Source organism: Bradyrhizobium sp. CCBAU 45384 (assembly GCF_028128665.1).
Taxonomy (GTDB): domain Bacteria; phylum Pseudomonadota; class Alphaproteobacteria; order Rhizobiales; family Xanthobacteraceae; genus Bradyrhizobium; species Bradyrhizobium manausense.
The window spans coordinates 1-17,763 of sequence record NZ_LBIZ01000081.1 but is presented as its reverse complement, the minus strand read 5'-3'; the positions used below and the strand labels follow the sequence as shown (position 1 = coordinate 17,763).

Here is a 17,763-nt window from a genome sequence, read left to right as displayed (position 1 = left end):
TGGAGCAACCGCGTTCGTGTTCTCCGCTGACGGCGCGCATACAATCAACAAAAAATGAATCGAAGGCACACTGCAAGTTTACTGTCGTGCCATCAAAAAGTGTCAGGGTTCGATGTCATCTCGTCAACATTTGGCGCTAGATCGAGAGTGACATGCAAAACGAAGCTCGCCAATCCCGACACGGCTCGAGGGAGGACGATCAGGACAACGGAGACAGGCTCATGCTGCATATTCCTTCCTCGAGCGAAAGACCTGCCTCGCAACAGGAGCCGGAACGCAAGGCCTCGGGGGACCCGTGGCATGAGAACGCGCTGACCGGCATCTTGGAAATATCAAAAATACTCAATGCTCCTGGTCGGCTCGAAGTCACCTTGGCCAAAGTCCTTGCTGTTCTGCAATCGTTTGTGCAGATGCGACACGGCATCGTCTCACTGTTCAGGGATGACGGCATGCCAGAAATTACAGTCGGCGCCGGCTCGAGCGAAGGTACCGACGAAGGTTACCCGAGCTACCTGCCGCAGAAAGCAGTCGACGAGATTGTAACGACAGGCAGGGCTCTTGTCGTCGAGAACGTTGCCGCCGAGCCGGCCTTCAGCGCTGCCGACCGGGAGGTTCTCGGCGCCTCCGAGAGTATACCGGTAGCATTCATCGGGGTTCCGATTCGCATTGATGCCGGGATCGTTGGCACGCTGACGATCGACCGTATCCCGGAGGAAAGTTCAAGTCTCGGGCTTGAGTACGATGCGCGGCTGCTCACCATGGTCGCCAACCTGGTGGGACAAACAGTGAAATTACATCGCTTGTTAGCCGGCGATCGCGAGCCATTGTTAGTGGACAAAGACCGGCTAGAGAGGCAGCTAGTCGACGGTGGGCCGCCCGCTCGCGAGCGTAAGAAGCTTCACGCCCACGCGATCATTGGCGACAGCCCGGCGCTGAGCGGGCTGCTCGAGAAGGTTGCGGTTGTAGCCAGATCGAACAGCACGGTTCTGCTGCGTGGCGAATCGGGCACCGGCAAGGAGCTTGTAGCCAAGGCCATTCACGAGTCATCGTCCCGTGCTAAGCGGCCGTTCGTTAAGCTGAATTGCGCGGCGCTCCCCGAGACGGTCCTGGAATCGGAATTGTTTGGCCATGAGAAAGGTGCCTTTACCGGTGCTGTCAGCTCTCGTAAGGGGCGCTTCGAACTTGCTGACAAAGGAACGCTATTTCTCGACGAGATCGGCGAGATCTCAGCTCCGTTTCAGGCGAAGTTGCTGCGAGTTCTGCAAGAGCAGGAGTTCGAGCGCGTTGGTAGCAATCACACGATTAAGGTCGATGTTCGAGTTATAGCTGCGACCAACAGGAACCTCGAAGAGGCCGTGGCAAGGCGTGAGTTCCGCGCGGACCTCTATTATCGTATTAACGTAGTGCCCTTGTTGTTGCCGCCGCTGCGCGAAAGACGCAGTGATATTCCGCTGCTCGCCAAAGAGTTCCTCAGAAAGTTCAACAGCGAGAACGGCCGTGCGCTCACCCTGGAGGCGAGTGCGATCGAAGTACTGATGAGCTGTGGCTTTCCGGGAAATGTCCGCGAACTCGAAAACTGTATCGAGCGGACAGCGACGCTGTGTTCCGGATCATCGATTGTGAGAAGTGACTTTGCATGCAGCCAAGACCAGTGCCGTTCCACGATGCTGTGGAAAGGCACATCGTACGGCAAAGCAGACCAGGCGGCGCCGATGCAACCGACGCCCGCAGAGCCCATCATTCCGCTAGCCGAAACGACCCCGCCGCCGCAGTCCGGCTGCGAACTGGCCCCACAGGCACCTCCGGGCACGGTTCTCGTTAGTGGTGCGAGGATGGCCGATCGCGAGCGGGTCATTGCGGCGATGGAAAAATCTGGCTGGGTGCAGGCCAAGGCAGCGCGCCTACTTGGACTAACCCCGCGCCAAGTCGGCTACGCGCTGAGGAAATACGGAATCGAGATAAAGCGGTTCTGAACGGCTACATCGGTCTGATCTGTTACCGCCAAATCGATAGGTGAAGACGATCCGCCTAGGCAGTTCGTGCAATCTGACGGGAATGGGACCCTCCGCGGCGCCGACTTGGCTGCAAGCGCGGCGACCGCGAGCAGGGCTGATCTGTTCAGTGAGAGATGGAGCGTGCGCCATGAGAGCCTCAACTGCGGGTCATACAATCGCGAACCGCCGGTTGCTCGTGACGTAAGAGCTATCGTACCTATGCTCAATCAAGCCGGATTAGCAAATGAAATGCTTATTGACCCTCCATCTGTCCGATGCGCGCAGGTGACTAGCGACAATCATCCCGCAAGCCGTCCTGCCGTCACTTGCGTGGCGCGCGCTCAGGAACAGCGCTGTCGGAGCCCTGACTCGTGTCGGCATTCGTTTGTCAGGAAGCAGGCTAGAGAGGCGCATTACCCGGTTTGAGCCTTTGTGACCGCAAGCCGAGTCCAAAACGGCGGGGATGGTACAACACTTGCTGTTCTCTTCGCAGCTGACGCTACTTTAGGAGCAACCCCTTGCATAATGTTGTCTGCATCAAACAAGTTCCGGACTCGGCGCAGATCCGCGTGCACCCCGTAACCAATACAATCATGCGTCAGGGAGTGCCGACCATCATCAACCCATATGACCTCTTCGCCCTCGAGGCCGCGCTGGAGCTGCGCGATCGGTTCGGTGGCGAAATTACCGTGCTCACCATGGGACCGCCATCGGCCGAGGACTCGTTGAGAAAGGCTCTGACCTATGGTGCTGATCGCGCCGTCCTGCTTACCGATCGCTGCTTTGCGGGCTCCGATACGCTGGCCACAACCTATGCACTTGCAACAGCGATCCGTAAAATTGGTAAGGAATATGGCCAGACAAACCTTATCTTCACGGGAAAGCAGACCATCGACGGAGATACTGCGCAGGTTGGCCCCGGCATCGCAAAGCGACTGGGCGTAGGCCAGCTAACTTACGTTGCGAAGGTCAGATCCTTGGACGTCGCCAATCAAACAATAGAAGCGGAGCGACGCTCGGAAGGTGGTGTGCAGGTTCTGCACACCAGATTGCCCTGCCTCATCACGATGCTTGAGGCGACGAATCAGATTCGGCGCGGTGCGATGCCGGATGCCTTGCGTGCCGCGCGTGCCCAAATCGTGAAATGGAGCGCGCAAGATGCCGGCGTCGAAGACATCTCCAAATGCGGGCTCAAGGGCTCGCCAACTGTCGTCAAGCGTGTGTTCGCTCCCTCTGCGCGCGCCGAGAAGGCGGCGTTGGTTGAGTCCGCCGAGCAACCCGCGCAGGCGTTGATGGACGCAATTTTCTCGCATCAACCGAAGCTCGAAACCGATCTTACGGCACTTGCTCGTGAGGCTCGATCAGGAGAGTCCAGGCAATCCTAGCAATTGCGCTCCAAGGAATTTAGCAATGCCGCGCCCGTGTCGATGAGCGCGCTGCATATAGCTACGAATCTCGACCAGCTGCCGATAGAGTCTGCTATGGCGATCAGTCGATCTCGCGATTAATTGGGGCCGCATGGTCGTAGACCACGTTATGGTTACAGTCGATGCCTGCAAACGCACAGGATTGTCGGGATACGGCCAAACTGGCTTGCGCCTATTCCAGATCCTCCGCTCGGTCGTGTTCGACAGCGTGGAAGGCCACTGCTTCGCCGGTAACGGTCGCAAGCGAAGACGGAATACGTCAGCGACCCTCGTCACAATACTAGCGCAAGCCCCTGCGTGCCAAAAGCGCTGTCGCTGGCTCTAGGGCGCAAAGCCAATCTCGGGCGCCCTTGAGGCAATCTCCACGATTCAGCAGGCCCCGTACGCATGAGAACGGCTACAGGCGGTTCGCTATTTGGCTCCTAACGGCGGTGCGCAGCCTCTCAAGTGCCATGCACTTGCAATGGGGAGAGGTCACGAGCTTATACTTCGGACACTTACGAAGCTAATTCAAAAAGTTGGCATCATGATTGCTGTGAGCCAGTAGTAACCTAAGAGGTGGCAGTCGCGAACCTGCCCCACCAGAGACCGGACGCCTTATGAGCTCGGTAGGTACGAATTGGATTTTGCAAATGCTGCACCAAGCTGACAGCGCTTTGATGAAATGGCAGCAGCACCCGCGAGGGCTTGACTCATTCGGCCCGGACCGCGAAAGCTGCAAGATCGCCGAGAGAGCAGGCGCGCCACTCGCGCACGGGACACTAGCCTTTGCTTGGCGTGCGCGGCGAAGTATTCACGATGAGCCTCCACGCGCATGCCGGCCGTGGCTAGCATTGCAGCATCGGATTGCTGGGGGACCGGATACCGACGGATCCTCCCTGCTCCATCAATGAACGCATTCCCTTCGATGTGCATGGGCAGGACAGAGCATGCCGCTTTCTGCCCCGGCCAAGGAAACTACGAAAGTTCGCCAGGAAGGTGAACGCAGTCATAGGCCCTTCGAAGCCAAAGAACTCTGGCCGGTTAATAGTTGACCTGGATACGGAGTTGCTTCGCCAAAGACCGGTTCGCTTCTCATCTGCAAGAGTCAAATGACATCTCGAGCGTCTCAATTTGCACCGGATCAACCTCCGAAGATATCGTGCGAGTACTTGACCGAGCAAGCACAGGCCTTGTTCGGTCCGCATCCGTTCGCCTCGCAGATGTCCGAAGATCAAATCGCCAGCCTGCTGCCTGAATACCTGGCGATGTCACAGGCGTTCCCATACCTGCAGGCAGGGTCCCAAAGGGATCTCATATTCGATGCAATGCATCAAAATCGGGATATTGCGAGGGACATTGAACTGACCAGCGTGGTCGCTAATTTTATCTGCTGGGATGAGACCGGTGGCCATGGCCGGATTCTCCAGGGCGATAAGGCAGCGCTACCCGATATTCTTGTGACGGAATACTTTCACTCCAACCTCTTGAGAAAGGATGCCTCGCAACTACTCGGCAGAGCAATACTGCCCAACTATAGCGACAGGACGAAGCAGTACCTGCATTCTCTCTTTGCCGGATTGTCATCGAAAGACGCCCTGGTACGTTGCGCCTACATGGTTGCGTTTGAACTCCATGCTGCGGATATGATCCAGTCGCTGTGGACCACTCTGGTAAGGACCTTTAAAGCGCGACCGGACGATCTCGAGTATTTTCGCGTTCATGTCGGCGGAGAGGATCCTGCGGAGAAGTACCACGGAGAAATGACAGGCCGGCTGATTGGCAAACTCGTGCCGCCCGGGAGTAGTGATCGATTTTTGGATGAATTCGATCGAGCCTATCAGCTTAGTGTCCAATGGTGCCGCGATCTGCTCGGAATGGTCGTGCGCACGGGAGATGATTGCTCCGAGATCCAACATCATGGGCGCTGTCATTGTGGCTCCATCAAGTTCCACGTCAGTGCGCCGCGAGAGCTGTCTGCAATTCGATGCAATTGCTCAATTTGTCAAATGTCTGGATTCGTCCACTTGCTCGTAACTGGCAATAAGCTACGCATCGAGTGCGGTGAAGAATTCCTCACTACGTACCAGTTCAACAAGAACATTGCTCGGCACACGTTTTGCCGGCTTTGTGGCGTAAAGCCATTCTATAGGCCGAGGTCGAGCCCCTCCGGATTCAGCGTAAATGTTCGATGTCTGGATAGAAGGACCATCGAGCGCATAAGAATAACTGAGTTCGACGGCGAGCATTGGGAGCAAGCATTTGCGTCAATGCACCAGGACCCGGAGTCATGCGGCGAAAATCAAAGGAGTGAGCTCGAATGGCGCGCGTAATGAATGATAAATCCCGTCTGCTTTCAGAAGAAGTTCTGACAAAGTACCGCGTAGAGCTGTTAGTAAAAGGGACGGTCGTGATCGCTCCGCAGATATTGTTCACGCAAGACGACTTGGCCAAGATCGATCATCTGCAAGCTGATATCCCGGAAGAAGAAGTGCGGGAGGGAGATGCCGGCGACTTGCACAGGGTCTTTGTCAAGCGCGTGAGAGTAGACCCGCCGGGCCGCGCGCCTATCAACGTGAGTGGGACAGCTGCACGGCAGATCATGCAGCTACTCGAAAGTAAGGACCGCAGTTTCGCGCTAAGCAAGATATTCGGAGCATCCTCAGATTACGTGGTTCGCCGATGCCAAATGCATCGCATGCCGCCGGGGTCCTTTGTCGGCATCCATTTGGACGCGGAGAGCGATCCGGATTTCGAGTACTCTGTGATTGTGCAGCTAACGGGAGACTTCAACGGTGGCGAATTCGTGGTACATCCAACGCGGTACGAACAACACGTATTCCGACCGCCATTTGGCGCTATGATTGTCACAACATGTAAGGTCCGGCATGAGGTAAGGCCGGTGTTGAGCGGGGAGCGCCGATCCCTCGTGTACTTCTGTTCGAAACGTGGCGGCGCGAACCGCCGGATCATCGGAAGCTCTACCGCTCGGCTTTAGGGTGGCGCCTGATGTGGTTCTCCAAGAATCGGGCGGCGAGCGAGCTCTGCGGAGAATTAAATAATTTCCCATCTTGTGGTCAGACTGACCTTCGTAAGTCTAAGGCAATTCTTGACGGAAGCGATGGCTAGCATTGATCTATGTATGGCCACAACACATCATCCGACCAAAGCTTACTCGGTGATCGTGGTCATCTTCCTCGCTGCGTGAAACCGCGGGGTCGACGGCGGCGCGCGATAGTGCGCCCGCTGGCAGCGGCGCCGAAGTGAGCGGCTGACGGTGTGATCGCTAGAAGCTCAACAATCGGTGTTGCTGATCGTGGGCCGCGGGCCTGTTGGGCGCAATGACAACGCACTCCACAGTGCCAGCCTCTTCGTCGGCGGCAAGTGGGATTACGCCCTCCTTACGGGTGCGGTCGTATATCAGTCCATCTTTGACGAAACGATCGTGCGCGGCTCGGAAGGATGGTGATGGGACATTTCTTACTGATAAAACAACGTTGGAACCGGAATGGTCGAAGCCTAACAGACGGACGGCAATGTTGTGTAACACCGAGCCGCCACCCCAGCGGCCGTTCGCTTCATTGAACAGCAACCGTCCATCTTTAGCGAAAATGGCGTCGATGTTGATCATTCCGCGATATCCGAGGTCGCGCGCTAGTGCCACGTATCGGTAGGCATGCGCCTGGGCAGCCAACCGTTGCCCGTTCTCCAGGTCGCTGGGAAGCTCAAGCCCGCTCCAGATCAGAGCTCTTTCGGATCGGTCTGTGCTTTTGCGCAGACGTATGCTTCCACTATTGATAAAAGCGATTGATGCATCATCCCGGATTGCATACTCGAGATAGAACAAAGATTGGGCCAAGTGGTACGATTCCACGACAAGCGTCCGACAGGAGGCTGTTGTCATCTCAGACCAAAGTGCTTCGGGATCAAACGACGGCCACGAGATCCACCGAGTATCCCTGGCTCCAGGCAGCGGATCGCTCTTATTGCTGGTCAAGATGACATTTCCGACGCCACCAGCTCCATTATCCAACTTTACAATGACCCTGCCGGTCTCGGATTTGAGGGAGGTGACGGCTTCGAAGAGTCCATTTGGGTCTGTCGCGACTGCCCCACGAGGGAGCGGAAGTGCGACGCCAGTTGCCAATTGGCGGAAGTGGCTCTTGCGATTGAACAGATCAGGCCCGCGCTGCAGAGCGAACTCGTCACCGGTGTTCGGTATGCCTAGCATGGCCGCCAGCCGTGCGACGCCTTCGGTAGAGTAGCAGGGATACAATCGCCAGGCTGATTTTTGACAAAGATGTCTTTTGATTCGCTCGAGAACAGTCTTGGACAGCAACGTACAATCATCGAGGATCGTCGATTGGCGGCTCGCAGGTACAACCAGGCGAAGACTCGATACATCGAAATTGAGCGTCCTGCCAATGAAGGATAGCAGATCCGCCGGGATCACTACCGGGGAGACTATCAGGTCGCCCTCCTGAGCGAACCACGCTGAACGATATGCCGAGTTGGCAGCCAGCGAAAGTTGAGCTTTTGTTAGATGGGCGCCCGACATCTGAGGCGTACCTGCATTCATAATTATGATCCGCGGCATTCTCGACTCCGGGTATCTGGACGTGATCGGGATGGGATCATCATGGCAACCATGATGTCTTTGCCACGCCGCGGTGAGGCTCTGAGAGAGCGTAGATTTTGCGCCGTCTCGAGTCACCTACGATGTAGCGCGAGCGAACGGCTTGTCTCCGATCTGCGGATCTCGATTGACAGCTCGGTCGCGTGGCGAGTCGGTTCAGCGAAAAAGCTTTACGTCGCCTAGCACGGTCTTCGGAATCGTTCGCGTGAAATGATCTCGCGGGGGACGCTAGAATGGTTTGTGACCGGATATCTGCGATCAGCGCTTCCTCGATCTGGCCTCCCCGTCGCTCGGTCACATAACCGTCCGGTGCTTCTTCCCAGCGCGCATCGGCTCGGCCGACCAGCTGCATTCGGCTACATCTGGATATTCCGTAAGCGCTCGCTCTATTCTTGCTATACGGAGAGTTTCGATTGAAATAATCGAGATTTGTGTTGCCGCCGTAAAGCCTAAGAGGTCCACCAGTGTCGCAGCGTTCCATGTCCCGGGCGAGGCTAGGAATTTCGCGGCGGTCTCCACTCTGGACACCGAAGCGCCTTTCGAAGGTAGGAGATGCCCGCTCGATGTGTCGACTGACGGCATAGCTGGGCGTCTTCCGGTCGAAATGGATTGTGGTCTTGTCGAGAATATACGTATTGTGTTGCTCGGCCATGGTCGAGCAATCCAGTTGGTTATTCATGTCTATCAGGTCCGCACATTATATCTGCGTGGCGGTGTCCCGGTGATATGCTTCGGTTGCCCCTTGTACAGGCTATGATCACAGGGGCTTGGCAGAACCCGGCTTTTGATGGTTGTCATGGGTTGCGAAGGATAGATATCGCTCGAGGGTAATCTGCCGATCGATCACTCACTTTGCTCTGCTGCGCTCGTGTGCATCTGTCGGTAGTGATGGGCGCACCACGAAGAGGTTTTCTTGCCGCGCCTTTGCTATACAGGCTCGCCGCACATATAGGCCGTTCTCATATCTCCATCTTTGAAGCCGATGATGTAACGGCACTGGCCGGCACTATGATCAATTAACAGGACCTTCTTAAGGCCATCCGGGTCTTTCAACTTTCTGCTCCAGCATGCCAAGAAATGTCTTCTGTGCCGCGCTGGTTGCGCGGAGCCAAACCCGCGGGTCACTCCTCGAAAATCCGCGCTGGCTCACCATCTGCCGCACCTTGCGCGTTGAAATGCCTTGCCACGTGCCGGAAAGCAGTTTGAAAGTAGCGGGTTCGGCGTACTGAGTTTTTGCGTTGCTGCGCGAGGGGAGGGGCTTGCTAGCAAAGCAGCGCCACCCAGGGGCGTGGGATAGAGTTCCAAGCCGACAAATGCTGACCTTATCGGCTCTCTGGCGGAGCGGCCGCCGACAGCTGCATGGCTCGGATCAGAAATGCCGAACCATTTGAGGCTACGTGCGAGCTCTGCCGCCGCGATCGGAAGTCGCTGTACAGCCCTCCCGAGTGACGGGTTATAGAGAATGAGGAGCGGCCATCGTTCCGCGGATCTGAGGAGCTGAGACATTCGAAGTCCTTGCGACCCGGATGGGTGCCACCCCAAGAGCCTACGATTTAACGCTACGTCAGGTTCAAGCCATTTTGGGCGGTCTACGGGAACGTGGCCAAGTTCACGCTGGCCCAAGCAGCCCGCCAAGTTCTGTCGCAAGCATTTCAGCGCTGCCCTGGTTGGGCTGTTGCCCTGTAAGCCCTTTGATGAGAGATTCGACGAATACGACGGCGGCGTGTCCAACGCACGTTGGTCGCTGACTTCCGACGAAAGTTGGAGTTGCTCACGGGGCGTATGCGGGAATGCCCATCGGCGGTCAGCCTGAGAAGGGCAAGAGTCGCGTCGCTTAGCAATCTCGATTGTCCACCGCCGGACGAGCGAGCAGATCGAAGCCTGGCTTGGCGGCAAGTATTTTTAGGATCCGCGTAAAGCACGATATCGACCTCACAGAATATCCCGCATGGAGTCGACGCACCTAATGCAGTCTCAGGAGAACACGCCGTTTTGCTTCGATAAGATGCTCATCCAGGATCTCGTGCAGCACACGCCGCAGTTCTGGCGGGATCGAGCTATCTGAATCGATCAACTCCCGAAACTTCCGAATGATGTGTTCTATCGTTGCGATCGTTCCGAGTGTTTCAATCCTTTGCCGGGGTATCACAGATTATCTCCTTTGGCGCGCAACGCACGTTGCGGCGCGGGTCCTCACCTCAGCAACCTCGCCTGGAACAGCCTCTAGTAGGCCAAGGGATGGCTGTCGGGTCACGTGCTCAGCGCGAGTTGTTTTGATAAAGACTTGCGTCGGTAGCGTTCACTCGAATTCCGCAAAACTGGCGCGTATTGCGGCTGCAATATTTTCGCGCGCGTAAGCTGCACTGTTGACGGCATCGATCGAGCATCAGCCAGCTCGGCTCTCAGGCGTTTGAAACCGCGATCAAGCGATTCAGCCGGGCGGCTGCAGCGCCGCGATCAAGTGATTCTTGTCCAAGTACTACGCCTTCCTGTAGGTTCGAGGCACGCCCGGCCACCACCAGTGCCGCCGCCGCGTTCAAAAGTGCGGCATCACGAAAACGTCCTGGCAGGCCATCGAGCACTTTTTGTAACGCGGCGGCATGAGCCTCAACATCACAGCTCTCCAACGCATCGGCGCGGTAGCGCGGGAGCCCGGCTTCCTCCGGCGTCACTTCGAACGTGCGGACTGTACCAGCCTCAACCGCAGCAACGAAGCTGGTGCCGGTGAGGGATAGTTCATCGAGCCCGTCCGAGCCATGAACAACCCAAACCGAATCGGCGCCCAAGTTGTTCAAGACGTACGCCAGAGGCTGCACCCATTCGGGAGTGAACACTCCAAGGATCTGCCGCTTGACGCCGGCCGGATTGGACAGAGCCTCGATCAGATTGAACATCGTGTGGGTTCCAAGCACGCTCCGGATCTGGCTGATGCGCTGCATCGCAGGATAGCCGGCTGATGCAAACATGAAGCCAATGTCGGCTTCCTGCACACAACGTGCAATTGCGTCGGGCTCGAGATCGACCTTTACGCCTAGGCGCGCCAACACGTCTGCGATGCTCGAGCGCAAAGACGCAGCGCGTCTGACATTCTTGGCGACGGGAACGCCGACGCCGGCTACGATGAAGCAAGCGCACGTCGATACGTTGAGCGAACACATAGCGGTATCGCTCGTGCCAGTGATATCGATGGGGTCGCATCGCATTTCCAGCTTGGGCATCATATTTCGCATTGCGGATGCGGCGCCGGTGACTTCTTCGACTGTCTCGCCACGGACCCTCATCCCGATCAACAAGCCACCGATCTGCGAGGGAGTTGCGTCACCCGACATCATGCTGTCAAACGCTGACGCAGCCTCTTCACGCGTCAGAGTGGCGCCGCTGGCAACTTTGGCGATGATCGACTTGAGCGGTTCCATCGAACTTTACACGTTCCTTTGTCCAATCTGCGGCCTGACCGTTCAGTCACGTGCCTTTGCAAAAAGAGTGCCTTGTCGCAGCTGCCGGTCTATTCGCACGCGATATGCCCCCCTGTCCTTGAGGCGGCCGTCAGGTGAGGGTGAGCATCGGAGGCGACGCTACAACCTGACGCTACGTGAGGGTCAAGCTCTCTCCATTCGATGGTGCCGTCGATGGGATCATGGCGGCTAGTCTTGGCTTTCCGAGCGCCGGCGTAGCGCAGCCGCTGATGGGCCTCCCGCGCACTCTGAGTATATCGTGCTGAAGAGTTCAGACCGAGCTCCGGGTCGCAAATGAGCCTGTGTGCGACAGCCTCAAGCGCTGACGCGTCCTAGATCCGCCCGCATGAAGTGGTGAGCCGCCCGGCGAGCCCTCGAGTGACGCTGCATGTCAAGCTGGGTGACGTCTGGAGAGGAGTCGGACGGACAGGTTGCAGCATCTTCATTTCGAGCCGCTGCTCTTATTGCTGATGTCCCGCCTGGAGATCACGTCGCGACATTGCTGACTGAGACGATCTTGCCTGGATCTGAGGCAGGCAGCGAGAGCGGAGCGATCCGGTATTTTGACTACTACAGGAGCGGAACACGTCTTCCATGCGGGCCTCTTTCTCCTCTGCGGTCGGCATTCGATCACGCGCGTTGAGCGGCCCGAGCATTACAGTTGTCATTGCCGGGCCAAGAGGGAGGGGGCGGCAGGTGAGTATGAGGCACGAAGCCAAGTAACTTCGCTGTTGTCGATTCATTGATTCGGTGGAGCTACGCATTTTTCTTGCTGCGCGGAGCGCGCCACCTGCCAACTGTACGGAGCTCGTCATCTATCCAGCATGACAGGGGCGACACCTCCCATACCGGCGGAGCCTCACGATAGGGGGAAAGGTTGCGCCGACGCAGCAGACGATCTTTTTGGAGCTGCTGGTGGTTGTGCGGCCGGTGCATGCCTCGATGTCTCGCGGCATTGCTTGGGCCTGCCTGCACATGACCTGAGGGACTATGGGGCAGCCTAATCGCCGGCCGATGAGTGACCGAGGACTCGGCACGATGCCGGCTCGAAGCGGCACAGGGCAGCTCTGGCGAAGAAAAGAGATCAGGCAAGCCAGATGTGGTTAGGTCGTTGTTGATGACGCATTCGGTTTTGCAAGATCGACTATGATGACGCGCTGGGACATCGTTTAGTATCACCGCCCTTCTGTTCCACATTTGTCAAGAGGTTGGGTGGGTCTATCTGTGAGGTAGGTCTCGTCTTGCGTGGGGTTAAGCGAGACTGCGGTGATAGGAGACCTGCCCTGTAGACCTCGCAACGCGCGATCTCGTCCAGCAGAGACAGGATTAGCATTCGATGAATTGCGGGCAGGCCTGCATCGGGATGATATGAGGCTCTCTATTCGGTCGTCCCGCGCGAGTGTAGGTGCTTGAGGCATTGGCAATTCTCGTGAACTATCAGGAATCACCCGATTGTCAGATGTGATCTCCACTTGTCCAGAACCTTACACTCTGACGCTGCGTGTGATTCAAGTCTCTTCGTGCGACCGATGGTCTTAAGATGTCTGTGACTGTCCATTCTTCCTACAAGGATCGTCTTCGACGCGTACTCAGCCGCTTCTGAATTATTAGGCTGGACAGGGGGCTGACTGCTTCGGAAGCCGGCTGTGCCGAGCGTGCCTCCTACGTGATGATACGGAGCGTCGGCGTCGCAATTCTTTGATCTACGAGTTGCATGCTCCCGGCATGAATTCGAAAAGCATACTCTACCAGCCCGATCACTGGCTAGGCCGCGCGGAAGCAACGCGAAAGAAAGCGGCCGCGCTCGATGATGGAAAAGCCAAAGACAGGCTGCTTAAGATCGCCTTGGAATACGACAAGTTAGCGCGGCGTGCCCTCGTGTGGCAGATGCGCAAAAATGAGGACGATACGTAGCCTGAGCAAGAGCTGTAAAGCGTCGCTACGGCATATAAAGGCCTCAGCCTGTTATACCCGACCGAGGCTAGGCAGACATCGCTCAGCAAGCGAGTCAATCCCGCCTGCACGGGGCGTTGCGGGAGCCAGAGGCGAGGCGGCCCGACCGCCCTAGGTCAATCGCACATGGCGGCGGAGCTGGCCGCCTGCCCAACGTTCCTTCAGGTCACCTTGCTTCGTCAGCTTCTCGAAAGCGAACGTTCAATTCACATGACGGGAATGGGGAGTACTGGTTCTCACGTGCAGTCAATCCGTTGCGCCGTACGAGGGCGCCAGGATGCCACCAGCGCACGGACGCGTTGAGCTGCTATTGGCCAATGTTTGGCACTTGGTGGCGGCTGCAACGGCGTATCAGTATCGCCAATGTGAGCCATCTGGGTTATGCGTCGACCTTCCCTTTGCGGCCGCCGGAGCAGCGCATTTTTTATCCAGGTAGCAGCGAAGAGCGCACTGGCATCAGGATGTGCCGCGGCATGCGATAGGCCCTACGAACCTCTCGTTCGGTTGTCCCGCGCGAGAGTTTTTCAGAAGAGCGCTGTGATGACCCAGTAGATTCCAGCCCAAAGCAGCGCATTTATGAGAAGTGCGCCGAAAAGGCGCCAGTTCAACCTCTTCCAGGGTTGCAGGGAGGGACGATCGGCGACGAAATGCTTGATCATTGAGTGCTTTGTTGTGCGCCAATGTGTCGGTTCATCGCGCTCAGCGCCGGACAAATGGAAATGTGCCAAGCTTTGCTAGCCTCCTATCACTCATAAGTTAGCAGTCTTCTTTCATAAGGCAGTGTGAGAATCGATGATCGTTGCCTGGCGACCGATTGATTGCTCATTCATCCTCGGTCCAGCAAGGTCGCGTTTGGCAGCACAGCAAGCGACGTGCCAGGAGGTAGAGCTGTCGGCAGCGCTTTTGATGGGGTGTTCGTCAAACGGAGCCGTTGCGCGACGTCGAAGTTGCGACATTCATGTCGGAAACAACACCCGTATTAGCAGCAAGGGGTGAGTGCTGTGGCATGCCGTAGACAACGCGTTAAGAGCAGCATCTTAGTGACGCGGAAAAGATTGGGCGATATCCGCCGTTGGAGTCCATGAGATAGACTACTCATTGTTCCTGACCGTTAGCTTACGACCAAGATCGCAGACGATCCGCTGGATGATCAGTTTGAAGGGAGGGCAGGCCAGACGCTCGCCGCGATCTGTGCCGAGCGGGATGCCATAGAACTGAATCGTTTTGACATAAACGGCACATTAGGACTGTTCAGCCTTGGCGAGGAGGCCGCCAGGGATCAAGTACTCCCTCACGAAGCAGGTCACCCTCACCCATCTGGTTGCCGCCACTGGTGCTGGCAGGATCATGAAATGTCGCCGCCAATAGGGGAGCACGCCATAATGAAGACCAATTCGTTGAAGAGGAGGTGGGGCCTCAAGAGCTTCCGACTTCGTGTGCTCGAGCGGGATGTCCGCTCTGCCGGCGATGAGCAGTGAATGCCTAGCGGCGACGGGAAACTGCTTCGCCTCGGAGAGGGTCGATGACGGATTTACATAAGTAGCCGCAAGGTCCGATCGGAGGGGCAATTCGCCCAACGCGCAGATCGTGCTTGCCGCCCATGCTCGGGCAACCAGCGGCACCGAGGCCGCAAGCACGAGAGGAATAGGAGGAGCGTGGATGATGATAGGCATCTACCGGTTTTGTAGATGGTACGCTGTAGACTGATTTAGGAACATTGGGCCGTGAACCGAGACGCTTGACTTGTTGCGCGACAGCGTCATCTACGTAGACCTTAGGCTATTCGAGAGGCAAAGGAGCGAGCGTGCGAGCGCAGATGATAGACAAGCTGGAGGCTGGCCGTGTGCAACGTGGCCCGTTCGCTACTGCTCCGGGATCAGGACCTTGCGGTCTGTTCTTTGTGCGGGGGCCTTGCGGGTGTGAACTCAAGATAACAGCACTTGTCCATCCTGGCTGGGAGCATGTCGCTGTTTCGACCCCGCGTCGTTGTCCAAACTGGGAGGAGATGTGCTTTGTCAAAGACACCTGTTTTGGGATGAAGAGGAGAGCGTCATGCAATTGCATCCGCCACAATCGCGGTATGTGAATAACAGCCGATATTGCCTTCACTTGTGGAGACCCACTTATCGAGACATTCCGATGCCATCCCCGAGCTTCGTAGGCGTTGTTGGATTAAGTCCGTCAGATGCGGCAACGTTGTTCGCGCGGATCAGCGCGACAGCATGACGGGCTGAGGTAACAACGTTCGAGCAGGCGTGTCGAGCGGTTGCAGGAGCACAGGTTCCGCGTCTCGAAATGAGGTGTCACAAGCGGGTGTATGTCAGGCTCACTCGACTGTTGCATTGTGCACGGCGGGCTAAGTCTGAAATGTCGCTGTCAAACAGGAGCCGCTAATGACACCCTGACTCGGGGGGAATGTCTGCGCCATTGTTATAGAGGGCACGATAGATCGTAATTTGGGGCTTGGCAGGTTCAGACCACTTTTTGCGGATCTGTGCTGAAGGTGCCTGAGCGGCAACAACAGCACCTCGCTGGCCGATGGCCGATCACGGAGCGATCCGAAGACGCGAATTGCGCACTCTATGGAGGCGAAGTTGTGCCGGCCGAGCGGCGCACATGAGACGAGTGAGATCGACCAAAAACCGACGGTCGAATTTGATTTCACGAAGGCGCTGTCCAGCGTAGCCATCATCTTGACTGCATCTACATTCCACAGGCTCGCCCGCGTCACTGTGCAAGAGTGACTAGCTGGTCGACCGCTGGCCCCCCACCTGCAGCGGCGCTCGTCAGCAGGGACTGTCGCGCAACCAATATGCCCTGAGGCGGTAGCTTCCCCAAGCTGGTCTGGTGGTCAGCTCTTCGTCAGTTTGCCTCGATATCAGCCGCAGGAAAGATGGAAGCAGCGCGCTCCCTCTGAGGGACGCGTACGCCGAAGAAGCAGGTGAACCAGCATGTATAATCGAGTCGATGGCGAATACACACGCCGTGAGCAAGCTGATAGTTTGAGTAGGCCCGCAGACAGTAGCGAATTTGCGCAAACACTCACCGAAGTCGCGCGGCGGGAGAGCCTGCCGCGAGACGAATCGGTCAACCGAATGGGGCTCTGCTTCAGCAAGCCACATACCGCAGATGCAATCGATTCTAGTCCAAGCACCTCGCGCCACAGCACATCCTCTCTGTCCTCCAGCTCGGAACTATCCTCAGCCGCTAGTCCTGTCCGTGATCTGTTCGGTTACAGGACTGCTGAATTGTCCGAAGCCAATGTCAGCGGGATTTGTGTTGGATTGGTAGCGGAGTGGCTCATTAGTCTCCCAAGCAGCCCTTCATCCCGAATGAGGGCTCTGCTCCCGGGCACTGAAAATCACAGCTCAGCGGCAAGGCGGCAGGGGCAGTATGAACAGGTCGTGACTTTATTGAAAGAGGATGGTGCGGAAGGGTCTCACAGCCTCCAGGCAAAAAGCGCGATGTTACGCGACGCCGGCCTAGAGGCGTCTGCTGAACAGACGGGATATAGGTTTGGTACATCTTCGTGCATTGACGAGATCGTGCAGGAGGTCACCCAGGATGCGTCCCGCTATTGGGTCCGCTTGAATTTCGTCGGGGGTGGCGCCCACTCGATCGCGACGGCGACGTCGAATGGAACGACGACCCTCTTTGATCCTAACTATGGCGAATTTGCTGTTGCGCCAGATCGGCTCGGAGGGTTGTTCAAGAGTCTGGCGGAGCGCTACAGCAGTCCCCCGAATAACCGTGATATAGCGACTGTCGTCACGCAAAGGGTGACGTGAGGGCTTCCGAGGGTGCAACGGACTTGCCCGAAGCCCGCGCGGAACCTCATCGGTCGATGCGGGACAGCCGCATCGCCAACCAGGGTGCACCCGCCGCGTTCTGCCGATGTTCAGTCGGTGCTCTAGACGGAAGCTTCCCGGACGTAGTGCGGAGAGGGGTGAATGGTCAGCGATATAGGTTGGCCGATCACTCAAGTACGTGAGCCCGCCCTCGCGCTTCAAAGCCGCAATCGCCTGCGCTTGCACTTAGGCAGGATCGTCGGCCGGTTTGGCGAACCTGTTGGTTACCCTGCGCGCAATTGTGCCTTCAGGGATAAGGTCGGACCAGGCATCCACAGTCGGCGCGAAGCTCTAGTTCGTCTGCATCGGAATCGTCGTCGGTCGCTTCTATAGTGGGTTCGTCAACCAAACAGCTGCTGCGGTGCTCATTCGCATGCGCTCGCACCGGTGCGGATTCCGACGAAGTCGCCCGGGTGTACCGATATGAAGTCGCCCGGGGATTCCGAGACGATGTCGCCCACCTTTCCGATT

Annotated in this window: 10 protein-coding genes; 8 read left to right on the top strand and 2 right to left on the bottom strand. The window is 57.1% G+C overall.

Annotated elements, in window-relative coordinates; genetic code table 11:
• Positions 1-152: 152 nt before the first annotated feature.
• From nifA to XH80_RS04825, 4 genes are all read left to right on the top strand, one after another.
• Positions 153-1,973: a nif-specific transcriptional activator NifA gene (gene nifA, locus XH80_RS04840; RefSeq protein WP_271597567.1), complete on the top strand. Its 1,821-nt coding sequence runs from the start codon at positions 153-155 to the stop codon at positions 1,971-1,973.
• A 539-nt stretch (positions 1,974-2,512) separates the two neighbouring features.
• Positions 2,513-3,379, top strand: coding sequence for an electron transfer flavoprotein subunit beta/FixA family protein (locus tag XH80_RS04835; protein ID WP_271597566.1), 867 nt, complete (start codon positions 2,513-2,515; stop codon positions 3,377-3,379).
• A gap of 1,193 nt (positions 3,380-4,572) precedes the next feature.
• A complete protein-coding gene (locus XH80_RS04830; protein ID WP_271597565.1) occupies positions 4,573-5,733 on the top strand; it encodes a GFA family protein in 1,161 nt (386 codons plus the stop codon).
• Positions 5,721-6,398, top strand: a complete 678-nt coding sequence (locus XH80_RS04825) for a 2OG-Fe(II) oxygenase (RefSeq protein ID WP_271597564.1) — start codon at positions 5,721-5,723, stop codon at positions 6,396-6,398. The genes XH80_RS04830 and XH80_RS04825 overlap by 13 nt, the downstream gene beginning before the upstream one ends.
• Positions 6,399-6,686: 288 nt before the next feature.
• On the opposite strand, the gene XH80_RS04820 is transcribed toward XH80_RS04825, so the two are convergent.
• Together XH80_RS04820 and trpD are read right to left on the bottom strand one after the other, a co-directional pair.
• The gene (locus XH80_RS04820) at positions 6,687-7,997 is read right to left on the bottom strand and encodes a peptide ligase PGM1-related protein (protein ID WP_271597563.1); all 1,311 of its coding nucleotides are present in this window, start codon (positions 7,995-7,997) and stop codon (positions 6,687-6,689) included.
• 2,441 nt (positions 7,998-10,438) lie between these two features.
• Positions 10,439-11,452 (bottom strand): anthranilate phosphoribosyltransferase, encoded by a 1,014-nt coding sequence (trpD, locus tag XH80_RS04815; protein WP_271597562.1) that lies wholly within the window; start codon positions 11,450-11,452, stop codon positions 10,439-10,441.
• 1,737 nt (positions 11,453-13,189) lie between these two features.
• On the opposite strand from trpD, the gene XH80_RS04810 reads away from it, so the two are divergent.
• The 4 genes from XH80_RS04810 (at position 13,190) to XH80_RS04805 (ending at position 17,232) form a co-directional block, all read left to right on the top strand.
• A complete protein-coding gene (locus XH80_RS04810) occupies positions 13,190-13,405 on the top strand; it encodes a hypothetical protein (protein WP_271597561.1) in 216 nt (71 codons plus the stop codon).
• A gap of 1,855 nt (positions 13,406-15,260) precedes the next feature.
• Positions 15,261-15,530 (top strand): DUF7694 domain-containing protein, encoded by a 270-nt coding sequence (locus XH80_RS43890; protein WP_442869115.1) that lies wholly within the window; start codon positions 15,261-15,263, stop codon positions 15,528-15,530.
• A complete protein-coding gene (locus XH80_RS43885) occupies positions 15,497-15,670 on the top strand; it encodes a DUF7694 domain-containing protein (protein WP_442869114.1) in 174 nt (57 codons plus the stop codon). The genes XH80_RS43890 and XH80_RS43885 overlap by 34 nt, the downstream gene beginning before the upstream one ends.
• 725 nt (positions 15,671-16,395) lie before the next feature.
• Entirely contained in the window at positions 16,396-17,232 is an 837-nt protein-coding gene (locus XH80_RS04805; protein ID WP_333968640.1) for a YopT-type cysteine protease domain-containing protein, read from the top strand.
• Positions 17,233-17,763: the final 531 nt, after the last annotated feature.